This window comes from Shewanella sp. 6_MG-2023 (assembly GCF_030547195.1).
GTDB lineage: Bacteria > Pseudomonadota > Gammaproteobacteria > Enterobacterales > Shewanellaceae > Shewanella.
On record NZ_JAUOQU010000013.1, the window covers coordinates 34529 to 49142 of the forward strand.

Below are 14614 nucleotides of genomic sequence, written 5' to 3' on the forward strand. Positions count from 1 at the left end.
TTTTTACTTTAAAAACAATAAAAATATAAGGCGATTACCATGAATAATAACAAGATCAAAAACATTGTAATTGTTGGTGGCGGCACTTCGGGCTGGATGACTGCTGCCATGCTGGCAAGGTTATTCAAACACCAGCTTAATATCACTTTGGTTGAATCAGAAGATATCGGCACCATTGGTGTCGGTGAAGCGACTATTCCGCCACTGCAAATATTTAATAATGTTTTAGGCATTAAAGAGTCAGACTTTATTAAGCAAACCCAAGCCACTTTTAAGCTGGGCATTGAGTTTGAAAATTGGGGCAACCAGCAACAAAGCTACATGCATGCTTTTGGCAATATCGGTAAAGATATTGGCTTTACTCAGTTTCATCATTATTGGAAAAAATCTAACCCAACCGATGTCAATCAATTCTGGGATTACTCATTAAATTACCAAGCAGCTAAAAATAATAAATTCTCCATAATGGACCAGGTACAAGGTTCGCCCTTAGCAGGTATTACCCACGCTTATCACTTTGATGCCAGCCTCTACGCTAAGCTATTACGTAACTACAGTGAAAAGCTGTCAGTTAAGCGTATCGAAGGCTTAATCACCTCCACAACCCTTGCCAATGACGGCAGCATTGAATCCGTGTCATTAAAAGATGGCCAGATAATTAGCGCTGAATTTTTTATCGATTGCTCAGGCTTTGCTGCATTATTAATTGAAAAGCAATTAGATGTGGGTTATGAAAACTGGCAGCATTGGCTGCCCTGTGACAGTGCTTATGCCGTACCTTGTGAACGAACTGAAGCATTAACCCCCTATACTCGCTCTATCGCCCATGATGCAGGTTGGCAGTGGCGTATTCCTTTGCAACACCGTACTGGTAATGGCTTAGTTTATTGCAGTCAATATTTATCTGATGAGCAAGCCAAAGCGTTATTGCTTGAAAACCTCGATGGAAAACCGCTGGCAGAGCCCAGAAAAATCAATTTTAAAACCGGACGCCGTGAAAAGCAGTGGCATAAAAACTGTGTTGCCATTGGTTTATCAAGCGGCTTTTTAGAGCCACTTGAGTCCACCAGCTTACATTTAGTTCAATCAGCCATCATACGTCTGTCTAAGCTGTTCCCCCACAATGGCGTTCAGCAAGCTAATGTTGATGAGTTTAACCGCCAATCAAAACTTGAGTTTGAACAAATTCGTGACTTCATTATTTTGCACTATCACCTGAATCAAAAAGACTCACACCATGATTTATGGCAGCAATGCCGTGATATGGCGATACCTGACAGCCTTAAACAAAAAATTGAACTATTTAAAGCCACTGGCACTGTCAGTCGCTACCAAGATGAATTGTTTACAGAAGCTGCTTGGATACAGGTAATGCTCGGCCAAGGCATTATGCCTAATGACTATAACCCGTTAGCTAATAGTGTAAGTGATGCTGACTTACATGATTATCTGGGCAATATTAAGCAAATCATCAATAGGGCTGTTGCTGCTATGCCGTCTCATCAACAATTTATTGATAAATTGTAATTTCATCAAAGGTAAACTTATGACTATTAGAAAACTTGCTCCGCTAGCCTTGATGGTTCATTTATTAATGACTAGCGCAATCGCTGCTGAAATCAATAATGTCACCGTTGAACCACAATCGTGGTGGGCAGGCATGCAAAACAGCCAATTGCAGTTATTAGTCTATGGCGAAGATATTAGCGCCTACGAGGTCAAACTTGTTAAATCTGCCAATGTGGCACTTAAAACGGTTCATCAGTCAGCAAGTAACAATCATCTTTTTATCGATTTAGACTTAACGGATGCTAAGCCGCAAACCCTTGAAATAGGTTTGTTTGATAATGATCTGCTAGTTCAAACCCTTGACTACCCTATTCAGGCCCGAGCGGCAGATTCACGCCAGCGTGAAGGGTTTTCTAATAAAGATGTTATTTACCTCATCACTCCTGATCGTTTTGTAAATGGTAATCCTGACAACGATAATCGCCCAGACATGTTAGAAACAGCCAATCGTGACGATAAAGATGGCCGACATGGTGGTGATATTCTCGGTATTCGTAAGTCACTACCCTACTTCAAAGATCTAGGTATCACACAGTTATGGATAAACCCGCTGCTTGAAAATAACCAAGCCCAGTATTCATACCATGGTTACTCCACCACTAATTTTTATAAAATTGACCCACGTTTTGGTAGCAACGAAGAATACAAATCCTTAGTAGAAGAAGCGAAGCAGTTTGGTATTGGTATTATTAAAGATGTGATTGTTAACCATATGGGTTCGGGGCATCGCTGGATGGCTGATTTTCCAACTTCAACTTGGATAAATGGCCAACAAAAATGGCAACAAAACCCTCAAGACATCATGTATACCAGCCATCGCAGAACCACAGTTCAAGATCCATACGCTATGCCATCTGATACTGCAGAATTCGAAAATGGCTGGTTTACCGACACCATGCCAGACATGAATCAAAATGATGAATTTATGGCAAATTACCTTATTCAAAACAGTATTTGGTGGGTAGAATATGCCGGGCTTAGCGGTATTCGCGAAGACACCTACTCTTATGCTGATAAAGGCTTTTTAACCACCTGGTCAAAAGCCATAATGGATGAATATCCCAACTTTAATATTGTTGGTGAGGAATGGAGCGATAACCCCATTACAGTAAGCTACTGGCAAGCGGGTAAACACAATGCTGATGGTTATGTCTCACATACCCCGAGCATGATGGACTTTCCACTTTATGAAGTGCTCATTAAAAGCTTAACTGACGAAGAAAGTTGGGGTAGCGGGCTTATTAATCTATATGAAATGCTCGCCAATGATGTGGTTTATGCTAAGCCCACTGATTTAGTATTATTTGAAGGCAACCATGACACTAACCGTTTATACAGTCTGATGAACAATGATCTAGCCCTGTATAAAATGGCTATGGCCTATGTGTTAACCAGTAACCGCATTCCGCAAATTTTCTACGGTACCGAAGTTTTGATGCAAAGTCCGACAAAAGATCGTAATGACGGTTTAGTTCGCAGTGACTTACCCGGCGGGTTTGCTGAAGATAAACTCAGTGTATTCAAGCCATCGTCTTTGTCCGCCCAACAACAAGATGCGCTTGCCTTTAATCGCGCGCTTTTAAACTATCGTAAAAACTCATTAGCGATACAACAAGGCAGCCTTAAACACTTTGCTCCTAAAGAGGGTGTTTACCTGCAAGCCCGTGAATATAATCAAGCAGGCAACAAAGAGAGTTTATTGATTATTTACAATAAAAATCAGCAAGAATACCAGCTTGATTTAAGCCGTTTCGCACCAGTGATTAAACAACATACTGTGGCTAAAGATATCATCACACAACAAACGTATTCATTAACTAAGCCGCTCACATTAAAAGAAAAAGGTGTCATTATTCTTAAGTTAATCAAATAACGGTTAAACTCTAGATCATAACTAAAGCTTGTTAATCTCCTTTAGTTAAATAATATAAATCTGCCACGAGAAGCATATGTATTTACAAAAATTCAGCGTAAGTTTACCGATAAAATTGGGCCTGGTATTAACGGGAGTCAGTATGGTTATTGCTGGTTGCGCCACAGATAAAGCCAGTATTAATGAGACGGTTAAACAGAGCGGTACTGAGCAGCTAAGTGCTGCTGCACAACCTTTAACCGGTAAGCCGGTGGTTTATCAGGTTTTTACCCGTCTTTATGGTAATACCAACACTACCAATAAGCCTTGGGGCACTATACAAGACAACGGTGTCGGCAAGTTTAGTGACTTTACCGATATAGCCCTGCAAGACATTAAGTCATTAGGGACAACCCATGTCTGGTATACCGGCGTACCCCATCACGCATTGATCAATAATTACACTGACATTGGGATCAGTAATGACGACCCAGATGTGGTAAAGGGCCGCGCTGGCTCACCTTATGCGGTAAAAGATTACTATAACGTTAACCCTGACTTAGCTAATGACCCGGCTAACAGATTAGCTGAATTTGAAGCGCTTATATCACGTACTCATCAAAACGGCATGCAGGTGATTATCGATATCGTGCCTAATCATGTGGCTCGCCAATATCAATCTGCCCCACAAAATGCGCAGCTTCCAACCAATCGCAACTTTGGTGAGCAAGACAATACCGCTGTTGAATATGATAAAAACAATAACTTTTATTATATTGTCGGTGAGAGCTTCTCCGTTCCCGATGCCAAAGATAACTATCAGCCCTTAGGCGGTGAGCGCCATCCTCTTGCTGACGGTCAGTTTGTTGAAAATCCCGCTAAATGGACCGGTAATGGCTCACGTTTAGCCAAGCCAGACGCAAATGATTGGTATGAAACCGTTAAGGTTAACTATGGCGTTAAGCCTGATGGCAGCCATGACTTCCCTGCTCTGCCAAGTGAATATGCCCAGATGTCATCTGCGCAGCATTACCAATTTTGGCAATCCCAACCAGTGAGCGACATCCCTGATTCTTGGGTTAAATTTAAAGAGATAACTGAGTATTGGTTAGCCAAAGGCGTTGATGGTTTCAGATACGATATGGCCGAAATGGTGCCAGTTGAATTTTGGAGTTATCTCAACAGTAATATCAAACACCTAAACCCCAATGCTTTTTTACTTGCTGAAGTGTATAACCCAAGTCTTTACCGTGATTATATTCATTTAGGACAGATGGATTATCTTTACGACAAAGTCGATTTATACGACACCCTAAAAGACATTATTCATGATAAAAAATCCACTGCTGAGATTGCTGTCGACCAAGCAAAAATCGCAGACATTGAGCAGCACATGCTTAACTTCCTAGAAAATCATGATGAACAGCGGATTAATACCAGCGACTTTGCTGGCAGCGCAGAAGCCGCTTTGCCTGCCATGGTGGTTTCGACCACCATTAGCCGCTCTCCGACCTTACTTTATTTCGGTCAAGATGTCGGTGAAAAAGCCGAGCAAAATGCAGGCTTTGGCCAAGCCAGCCGCACCAGTATTTTTGATTACGTTGGCGTGCCTGCCCATCAACGCTGGATGAATAATGGCAAGTTTGATGGCGGTCAATCGACTGAGTCAGAAAAGGCACTGCGCAAATATTATCAAACCTTGGTTAACTTAAGCCATACAGCACCTGCGCTACAAGGCGAGTACTTTGAGCTTGATACTATTAACCGTGCTGTTAGCCAAAAAACCAATCAACAAGGCTATAACGATAATACCTTTGCCTTTAGCCGTTATAACGACGAGCAGTTTATGCTGGTAGTCACTAATTTTAGCGACAGCCAAGCTGCGAGTATCAACTTACACCTCCCAGAGGCATTAATCACTGAAGCCCAAATCAAGGATGGTAGCTATCAAATAGAAAACTTGCTCACCATTGGTGCTAACGAAATACATCCTATGAATGTGGTAAAGCAACAAGCCAGCATAGCGATTAATCTGCAACCACTAGAATCTCAAGTGTTAGTTATTACCTGGTAATAAGTATTACTAATTCGTGCTGCTAATTCGTGCTAGCAAGATTTAAACCTGCCTAAGCGCCTTTAAACCTGCAATAATTAACCTTATTGCAGGTTTTTCATAACGCCTACGACTCTTGTTGTTGCTACCACAGTCAGTTCAGCTTACTTGTACAATGTGACGGGCTTTAGCTCAAGCTCCTTACTAAGTGTTAGCTCAGTTAACAATAGCTGGCATAACTGGGCTGAAACACCATAAAAGTGACTTGTACTATGCTCAATCACCAAGCTTAAAAAGCGGTCACTCCAGCTAAGCAAGTGTTGTTCTAATAGTTCTTTCACTCTTTGTTGACCGTCTTGCAAGTCAAGTTCTAAGCAATACACCAGTGCAACGAGCATCAAACCAAAATGATCCATTGGTTGATGTTGTGGTAAGTTAAAGTTCAAGTGGTTTTTTTTACAGAAACCCATAAATAACAGGGTTGACTGGTCAAACAAACGATTATTATTGCTTAAATAAACTGATCCCCATGGATAAGCAAGTTTACCTTTTGGCCTGATAAATAAGGCATTGTAATCCTGTTTAATGTCATCCAGCACCAAAGTTTGGCTCAATTGTTTTAAGGTATCTAATTTTCCCCTAAAGTGATTATCTATATTGTTTTCTTTTGTTATAAATAAGGGTAACTCTAGTATTGAAATAGTTTCCATTAATTCATCACATGGTTTTTGATAAAATACTTCAGCTAGAAAATTAAACATACCTGCCATATTTTTAACGTATTCATCGTTATTCATATTTAAATTCCATTTGTTTAAATTATTTAATTACCATTATTTTATTTCAGGTTATTATAAATGTCTGTGATAGGTTCCTATTTATCTAAACAATTATTATGACATTTTAATAAAAGTGACTTAGGTAAATATTCGGTCTATGAATATTGTGTAAGATAGATGTGTTACAGCTTATATAGGCAAAGTTATGTTACTGATGAATTTTAAAGAAAGATGGCGTGCTGCAGAGCTTAGTAGTGCTATAGAAGTAAGCCTTAAGCCACACTCAGTATGGGTCGGTTCTTCATACCCAAGGAGCTCACTAGAAACCATTTGCAGAAAGATTTCTCTAATGGTTATTAATGACTTTAGACGCGTAGACAATCTACCTAAGCGTTTGAGTGAACAGGAGTTAATGTCTACATTTTTCAATAGTTTCAGTATTTTGATCAACAATAGTCTTAATGGTGAAATATTAACGAAAGATGATTACATCATCATCGCGCTAGCCAGAGAGTTTTCAGCATTGGTAGATCAATCACATCAACAAGACCTCATTAATCATGCAGTATCAGTTATTCAATTATCCAATAACTGGGATAAACACATTATAAAATCAAATCAACGCGCCAATATTAGATTTACCGTTTAGCCACTGCTTTATTAAATATAACTTAAATTTACCTATTATTTCATTAATAGCACTTTTTATTATTGTTATTACACCGCCAAATACATTTATAAAATTTATTATTTAAATAAAAATGCCAACCCTAGGGTTGGCATTTAAAGTAAGCCTTAAGTATTAGACTCTTAATTTAATAAATACTGTTGTCGGACCTGTGCCTAAATCTTCATAGCCATCACCAGTTAAACTTGCCCCTGGCAAATTTAATGCTTCTGATTGATCCATCACATCTAACACTTGCACTGGGCAGCCGGTAACACAAAATGGTTTATCACCGACATCGAGTCTGTCTTTACACATGTCGCATTTCGATAAAATACCACGCTTAGCGTCAAGTTTTGGCGCATCATAAGGACACACCATACGACATGCTCCGCAACCGACACATAGCGTTTCGTCAATATGGACAATGCCATCATCGCGTTTAACCATTGCGCCAACAGGACACTTTTCAACACAAATAGGCTCTTCACAGTGATGACAAGATTGCGATAAAAATACCGCAACTTGCTTACCTAAATGATTGGTTTTTTCACCTTGAGAGATATCTCTTACGGTGACAAATTCATTCGCTTGTCGGCCAGCCTGACATGCCACGGTACAAGCTTCACAGCCAACACAGTTTTCTTGGCGAAATACAAAAACTTTTTGTTCAGTCATTAGAAAGTTCCTTAATGATTATAATTACGCCAGTGCAATATCGACACGGGTTGAGTGGAAGGTAGAACAGTTGTTCATATCAGTTAAATCACAGTTTGCCAGCTGGTTAACTGCGGTATTACTTCCGTTATCATTAAGTTTTTTCCAGGCATTTTTCCAAACAAACAATGTGCCCACAGGTGTCATTGGTTCAACCCTTGCTACATATTGAATTTGTACACTCGGGTTACCATAGCGACTTGCAGTTAACGTCACTTGATCGCCTTCATTAATCCCTTTGCTGCCAGCATCTAAAGGATGAATATAAACAGTATGTTGAGGTAATGTCCCAGCAATATATTTAACATTTGCCCATTGAGAATTACTTAATTTAGGGTGAGCTGGTGATATCAACCTGAACTCACGCGCTTTTTCAGCATCGGTCATCCCTTTATTATCAGCAGCATCGCTTTCAGGGGTTCCGGTATCAATGACAGGATCAAATTTTTCAGGGTCAAAGTACTTGCCGCTGGTGTCTTTAAATTCAATCTTGCCGCTTGGCGTTGGGAAGTCGTAATCTTTACGGAATGGATACGGTACAATTGGGCTATCCCACTTTTGCTCTAATAGCGCATCGTAACTAATATTACCTTTCCAAGTGTTACGTAAAATTTCATCAATCGACTCATTGAACTCTGCATCTTCAAAACCCATTGCTTTAGCAAGTTCATTAAAGATGACTGTGTCAGGTTTGGATTCATAAAGTGGCATAATGGCTTGCGCACTATGCTTAGAGTAATAACAATGATAACTATCAATGAGATTTGATTGCTCCATAAAACTAGACGTCGGTAGCAAGTAATCAACATAATCCATGGTATCGGTTTGGAATAAATCAATACCCACTAAGAACAAATCATCACGCATCAAGCCTTTTTCAATCAGATCAGTGTTAGGGGCAATTGCCATTGGGTTACTTGAATATACAATCATTGCTTTAATTGGATCGCACGGCTCACCAAAAGCAAGTGGACCAATTTGACCGTCTTCATGTTGATAATCTTCAGGTAGTAACGACCTGCCAATCTCATTCATATTGACCGTGTCTCTTACTGCATCTTCAGGTGTTAGATGCGGCGCATTACAATAAGCCCAATCAAACATCCCACCAGCTTGAGTATTAAGATACACAACACCTGCACCCACTTTGCCGATATTACCGGTTAACGCTGCAAGCGTTGGAATGGCTTTAACCATTCGGCCACCATTCAAGGTACGTTGTAAACCATAACCAATGCGGATCATGGCACATTCAGCTCCAGCATAAGCTCGTGCAAAGGCTTGATATTCGCTTCTCAAAACACCCGTTTCTTGCTCGATTTGTTCGTGGGTAAACTCTTCCAGACGGGCAACTAGCGCATCATAATCTTGGGTATGGGCTTCAATAAAGTTTGTATCATGCAAACCTTCTTCAATCAGCACTTTACTAATACCCACAACTAACGTGGCATCGGTACCTGGTGTCGGCTGCAACCAAATATCAGCTTGCGACGCTAAAGGTGTTCTAGCCGGGTTAACCACTAAAATTTTAGCGCCTTTATCACGGGCTTCATTGATAAATTTAAGATGGTGGATATTGGTGGCTTGCTCATTGGTACCCCAAGAAACAAAACATTTGGTATTCACATAATCTTCTGGGCTTGGGCCTGAAAATTCACCCAATATAGAGCTCATTCCTGAATAACCGGCACTGGCACAAATATTACGTTGCAAGTTACGACTGCCGATACGGTTAAAGAATCGGTTCGGACCCGAGCCTGCACTGATACCGCTATAGCCAGAATAAGAGTAAGGAATGATTGAATTACCACCATGGGTGTTAATAATCTCGTTTAAGCGGCCTGCAATGGCGCTATATGCCTCATCCCATGAAATAGGTTCAAAGCTTGCACCTGGACCACGTGGCCCTACGCGTTTCATTGGTTGTTGAATACGGTCTGGGCTATACACAGACTGTAAATAGGCATGACCTTTAACACATGGGGTTCCCGCTGTTACAGGGTGTGTTGTATCACCTGTGATTGATATTGCCACATCATCTTTTGTGGTTACCATCAAGCTACATCTATCACCGCAGTTACGTGGACACGTTGTGTGATAAACACCATCTGGAATGCCTTCTTCAGGTGGTACTTCAATTGGTGGTTCTACTACTGGAGGTTCTTCAATATTCTCATCATCACTAGAACACCCCATAATACTGGCAGAAAATGCAAATGCACTACTCCCCTTAAGAAAACTACGTCTATTCATTGCCATGGTATTTCCCTTATTATTATTTCAATAAAACCATAACAAACACAGCGCTAAGCAAGAACAAACATTGTTAAAAAAACACTTATTACTCAAACAATTAGTAAAATACTGACCTTCATCGCAATTGCAGATATCACAAATAACTATTGCGCATAACGACTAAATTTGTTGCATATCAAACCAAGCCGCCTATTTATAAAACATCTAGATAACAGGTGTATTTCACATTGATTTTTAGCGGGCGATATAGCATGTCTTTAGCGATACAAATATAAAAAACTCGATTAAATATCCGTTTTCTAGACATTGGCCAATATCGGATAAAAAACAAACGCATTCTAAAAAATGCAATCAACGCATTTAAAATGTTTGCCTTAAATAACGCCTCAATCTTGAATACGTATGCAACAAATTGCAGCATTTGGTTTAACCGCTCTAGTATGTGAAAGGGACATTCGAATAATAATATGGAGTCACCATGCTCGAAGCATCATCAAAATTAGTTGATTTACCGTCTATTACGGCATCAACAGCTGCTACCACACCTGTAACTAAAATTAAAACAAACACAAAATATCAGTCGATTTTTAATCTCAGCGCACTTTCCATATTCATTAGCTGTGTCCTGTCAGGAATAACGCCAGGAGTTCAGGCAAAAACGGTGACAATCAGCTCTCCCAGTAACAATATTACCGTCAGCTTATCTGATGATGCTGATAGACCTGAATACAAAGTCAGCTTTAATGGTGAAGATGCGGTACTGGCTTCGCGCATGGGATTGGTTTTTGAGTCATTGGGAGAATTTGGTCGCGGTTTTGAGATCAATAAATCAAGCACTGATACTCATCAATCTCGCTGGCAACAACCTTGGGGTGAGCGTGAGTGGATTGAAGATCATCACAATAAACTCACCACCACCTTTAGTAACGGTAATTACCACTTTATCGTAGAATTTAAGGTGTTTGATGATGGTTTAGGCTTTAGGTATCAAGTGCCAACACAAAAAGGCCTTGCCTCAGAATCTGCCTTAAACATTACCAATGAACTAACTGAGTTTTCAATTCCTGATGCCCATAATGCGACTGCTTGGTGGATACCGGGGCGCGGCTGGAATCGATACGAATACTTATATAACACCACCACGGTAAACAAAGTCGACCGTGCTCATACCCCCTTCACTTATAAACTCGCTTCAGACACTCATTTAAGTATTCACGAAGCGGCGCTAACAGATTATGCCGCTATGGTATTAGATCAACGCCGTGATGGCACCTTAAAAGCCGACTTAACCCCATGGTCTGATGGCATCTTAGTCAAAACTAAACCTGGATTTACTACCCCATGGCGAACCATTCAAATTGCCGAAAAAGCCACTGGTTTACTCAATTCAGATTTAATCCTTAACTTAAACGAACCTAACAAGCTCGGTGATGTGTCGTGGGTTGAACCAGGTAAGTATGTTGGGATTTGGTGGGGAATGCATCTTAATGAAAATACTTGGGGTTCAGGTGATAAACATGGCGCAACGACCAGCGAAACCAAACGTTACATGGACTTTGCTGCTAAGTACGGCTTTGACGGCGTATTAGTTGAAGGCTGGAATGTCGGCTGGGATGGCAGTTGGTTCCATAATGGCGATGTGTTTAATTTTACCAAGCCATATGATGATTTTGATATTTATGCTGTCAGTGAATATGGCGCTAAACAAAACGTGCGCTTAATTGGTCACCATGAAACCTCAGGTTCTGTAACGAATTACCGTAATCAAATGAGTGATGCTTATGATTTATATAAAAAGCATGGCGTAACTCAAATCAAAACGGGTTATGTGGCAGATGGGGGTGACATCAAGCGTGTTGATGAAAACGGTATTACCCGCCATGAATGGCATGATGGCCAGTTTATGGTGAATGAATACCTGCACAGTATTACCGAAGCCGCAAAGCGTGGCATTAGTATTAATACTCACGAACCCGTTAAAGATACTGGTCTGCGCCGCACCTATCCAAACTGGATTGCCCGAGAAGGCGCCCGCGGCCAAGAATTTAACGCTTGGGGAACTCCGCCCAATAACCCAGAACATACAGCGATTTTACCTTTTACTCGTATGCTGTCAGGGCCAATGGATTTCACTCCAGGGATATTTAATCTCGCACCAGAAGGCTTAGATGCGGTTAATCGAGTGCAAACAACATTAACTAAGCAACTCGCTTTGTATGTAGTGCTTTATAGTCCAATTCAAATGGCGGCGGATTTACCACGTAATTATGTTGAACGCCTTGACGCCTTTCAGTTTATTCAAGACGTTCCCACTGATTGGAGTGAGAGTATTGCGGTTGCTGGTGAAGTCGGTGATTTTGTTGCCTTTGCGCGTAAAGACCGTCACTCTGATGATTGGTATCTTGGCGCACTCACTGATGAACAAGCCCGCAGTTTTGATGTTGTATTATCATTTTTAGATAATAACCAACAATATGAAGCACAAATATATCGTGATGGCGATAAAGCGAACTGGGAAACCAACCCATATGATTACGTCATTGAAACGACAAAAGTGACTTCGAAAGACAATCTGTCACTGGTATTAGCAAAAAGTGGTGGTACTGCGATTCGTTTTAAAGCCTTAAATTAAAGCCTTTTAAAGCGCTTTAAAGACAAAACACAACAATTTTACCCCAATAAAACCTGATGTATTGCAATGTTCACTTTTTGTGTTCATTGCCATCAGGTTTTTGTTCATTTACATTGACCTACCAAATATCGGTTAATGCGCTATTTACCCCCTTCCTGTTACAAATATGATCAGCTTTCGTTGTGCATAAATGATGAATACGTATGTAATTGGTTGTGCCTAAATCCGACACAAGGCTAATATGAAACCTGCTAAATTTCTCCTCTGCTTGTGTGGATGAAATGGGCTAGGTCGTTACTGGCGCATCACCTTCATCGGATTGTGTCAGGTTTTAAGTGCCTTTTTTTACTTCAGCCTTTTTGAAGTGCAAACCAGGTCTTTGGCGAATACCCGTCTTAGGGAGATGTGTATTCGCCATTTTTTTACCTAGTACATTAGCAAACGTGATAATAAGAGTTCAGCCATGAAGTTGAACGACCTATAAAAAGGAAGATACATGTCTACCGATACGATTAGTCAAACATCGACAAATACTCAGCAGCGTCAGCAGCCAGAACTCAACTTTTGGCAAATCTTTAATATGTGCTTTGGTTTTTTGGGGATCCAATTCGGTTTTGCACTGCAAAATGCCAATGTCAGCCGTATTTTCCAAACGCTAGGTGCTGAAATTGACGAAATTCCTATTCTTTGGATAGCTGCTCCGCTGACTGGACTCATAGTCCAACCAATTATCGGTTATTTAAGTGACAACACCTGGAACGGGCTTGGCCGTCGTCGCCCGTATTTTTTAATTGGCGCAATTTGTACCACGCTGGCGTTATTTGTCATGCCGCACTCTCCTACTCTGTGGATTGCTGCCGGTATGTTGTGGATTATGGATGCATCAATCAACATCGCTATGGAGCCATTTCGTGCTTTTGTCGGCGATAACTTACCTAAGAGTCAACGCACTCAAGGCTATGCGATGCAAAGCTTCTTCATCGGCATTGGCGCGGTTGTTGCCTCTGCACTGCCTTATATTCTTACCAATTACTTTGATGTTGCAAACACAGCACCTGCTGGGGAGATTGCCGACTCAGTTCGTTATGCCTTCTACTTTGGTGGCGCAGTATTATTCTTAGCTGTCGGCTGGACGATTGTTAGCTCTAAAGAATATTCGCCAGAAGAAATCAGTGCCTTCCATGCACATGAACAAACCGCTAAGCAAGAAGACCGTATTGATGAAACTCGCAGCCGCACCGCTACGCAATATAAAACAGCAGCACTGGTTTGGATGACTATTGGTGCGATATTTACTGGGTTAGTTTATGGACTCGGTTGGGACAAACAGTTATTTATTCTTAGTATTGGCATCTTTGCTTTTGGCCCATTACAGCTTTATTGCGCTAAGGTACTTGCTGGGGTCAAGGGTAAAAAACGTGACTCTTTAGGTATGGTATTTAACGTCGTTGATGACTTATTTCATATGCCTAAAGCCATGCATCAACTGGCTATAGTACAATTTTTCTCATGGTTTGCACTCTTCGCCATGTGGATTTATACCACCTCAGCGGTGACCTCTTATCATTACGGCAGCTCTGATGTTGTTTCACAAGCTTATAACGACGGCGCTGACTGGGTCGGGATGTTATTCGCTTCATACAATGGCTTTGCCGCCCTTGCTGCTGTGATGATTCCTTTTTTAGCTAAAGCCGTAGGGATTAAATTTACTCACACCATCAACTTAACACTCGGTGGACTAGGGCTGATTAGCTTTTACTTTATTAAAGACCCACAAATGTTATGGATCCCAATGATTGGTGTCGGCATCGCTTGGGCCTCTATCTTATCCGTACCTTATGCCATGCTATCAGGCATATTACCGCCTAAAAAGATGGGTGTATTTATGGGTATTTTTAACTTCTTTATTGTTATTCCACAGTTACTTGCAGCAAGTGTTTTAGGTGTTATTTTAAATGGCTTATTCGATGGTGAACCCATTTTTGCGCTAATCACTGGTGGGGTATTTATGATTATTGCCGGTATTGCGGTGTTATTTGTCGATCAACCCAGCTCACAAGCTTAAACAGAAAATCAAAAACTCATTAAG

The 14614-nt window shown here is 40.8% G+C and carries 9 protein-coding genes; 6 read left to right on the forward strand and 3 right to left on the reverse strand.

Annotated features, from left to right (window positions below):
* Positions 1 to 39: 39 nt before the first annotated feature.
* The 3 genes from Q4533_RS09455 to Q4533_RS09465 all read left to right on the forward strand — a co-directional run bounded on the left by Q4533_RS09455 (position 40) and on the right by Q4533_RS09465 (position 5495).
* Positions 40 to 1527, forward strand: a complete 1488-nt coding sequence (locus Q4533_RS09455) for a tryptophan halogenase family protein (protein WP_102476640.1) — start codon at positions 40 to 42, stop codon at positions 1525 to 1527.
* A 19-nt stretch (positions 1528 to 1546) separates the two neighbouring features.
* The gene (locus Q4533_RS09460) at positions 1547 to 3442 is read left to right on the forward strand and encodes a glycoside hydrolase family 13 protein (RefSeq protein ID WP_303502652.1); all 1896 of its coding nucleotides are present in this window, start codon (positions 1547 to 1549) and stop codon (positions 3440 to 3442) included.
* A gap of 76 nt (positions 3443 to 3518) precedes the next feature.
* Entirely contained in the window at positions 3519 to 5495 is a 1977-nt protein-coding gene (locus Q4533_RS09465) for an alpha-amylase family protein (protein WP_303502653.1), read from the forward strand.
* Between the two features lie 143 nt (positions 5496 to 5638).
* Here Q4533_RS09465 and Q4533_RS09470 read toward each other — a convergent pair whose 3' ends face one another.
* A complete protein-coding gene (locus tag Q4533_RS09470; protein WP_303502654.1) occupies positions 5639 to 6271 on the reverse strand; it encodes a molecular chaperone in 633 nt (210 codons plus the stop codon).
* A gap of 187 nt (positions 6272 to 6458) precedes the next feature.
* Here Q4533_RS09470 and Q4533_RS09475 point away from each other — a divergent pair, with 187 nt between their 5' ends.
* Complete coding sequence (locus tag Q4533_RS09475) at positions 6459 to 6902, forward strand: hypothetical protein (RefSeq protein WP_102437362.1); 444 nt, start codon at positions 6459 to 6461, stop codon at positions 6900 to 6902.
* Positions 6903 to 7055: 153 nt separating this feature from the next.
* Here Q4533_RS09475 and Q4533_RS09480 read toward each other — a convergent pair whose 3' ends face one another.
* Together Q4533_RS09480 and Q4533_RS09485 are read right to left on the reverse strand one after the other, a co-directional pair.
* A complete protein-coding gene (locus tag Q4533_RS09480) occupies positions 7056 to 7598 on the reverse strand; it encodes a 4Fe-4S dicluster domain-containing protein (RefSeq protein ID WP_303502655.1) in 543 nt (180 codons plus the stop codon).
* A gap of 24 nt (positions 7599 to 7622) precedes the next feature.
* Positions 7623 to 9896 carry a molybdopterin-dependent oxidoreductase gene (locus Q4533_RS09485; protein ID WP_303502656.1) on the reverse strand — a complete coding sequence of 758 codons (2274 nt, stop codon included), beginning with the start codon at positions 9894 to 9896 and terminating at the stop codon, positions 7623 to 7625.
* Positions 9897 to 10371: 475 nt separating this feature from the next.
* Here Q4533_RS09485 and Q4533_RS09490 point away from each other — a divergent pair, with 475 nt between their 5' ends.
* Together Q4533_RS09490 and Q4533_RS09495 are read left to right on the forward strand one after the other, a co-directional pair.
* Entirely contained in the window at positions 10372 to 12525 is a 2154-nt protein-coding gene (locus Q4533_RS09490; protein WP_303502657.1) for a glycoside hydrolase family 97 protein, read from the forward strand.
* Between the two features lie 496 nt (positions 12526 to 13021).
* Positions 13022 to 14590 carry an MFS transporter gene (locus Q4533_RS09495; RefSeq protein WP_102476635.1) on the forward strand — a complete coding sequence of 523 codons (1569 nt, stop codon included), beginning with the start codon at positions 13022 to 13024 and terminating at the stop codon, positions 14588 to 14590.
* Positions 14591 to 14614 lie beyond the last annotated feature (24 nt).

Coding starts and splice junctions, on each gene's coding strand:
- Q4533_RS09455 (WP_102476640.1), top strand. CDS start 40: ATGAATAATAACAAGATCAAAAACATTGTAATTGTTGGTGGCGGCACT.
- Q4533_RS09460 (WP_303502652.1), top strand. CDS start 1,547: ATGACTATTAGAAAACTTGCTCCGCTAGCCTTGATGGTTCATTTATTA.
- Q4533_RS09465 (WP_303502653.1), top strand. CDS start 3,519: ATGTATTTACAAAAATTCAGCGTAAGTTTACCGATAAAATTGGGCCTG.
- Q4533_RS09470 (WP_303502654.1), bottom strand. CDS start 6,271: ATGAATAACGATGAATACGTTAAAAATATGGCAGGTATGTTTAATTTT.
- Q4533_RS09475 (WP_102437362.1), top strand. CDS start 6,459: ATGTTACTGATGAATTTTAAAGAAAGATGGCGTGCTGCAGAGCTTAGT.
- Q4533_RS09480 (WP_303502655.1), bottom strand. CDS start 7,598: ATGACTGAACAAAAAGTTTTTGTATTTCGCCAAGAAAACTGTGTTGGC.
- Q4533_RS09485 (WP_303502656.1), bottom strand. CDS start 9,896: ATGGCAATGAATAGACGTAGTTTTCTTAAGGGGAGTAGTGCATTTGCA.
- Q4533_RS09490 (WP_303502657.1), top strand. CDS start 10,372: ATGCTCGAAGCATCATCAAAATTAGTTGATTTACCGTCTATTACGGCA.
- Q4533_RS09495 (WP_102476635.1), top strand. CDS start 13,022: ATGTCTACCGATACGATTAGTCAAACATCGACAAATACTCAGCAGCGT.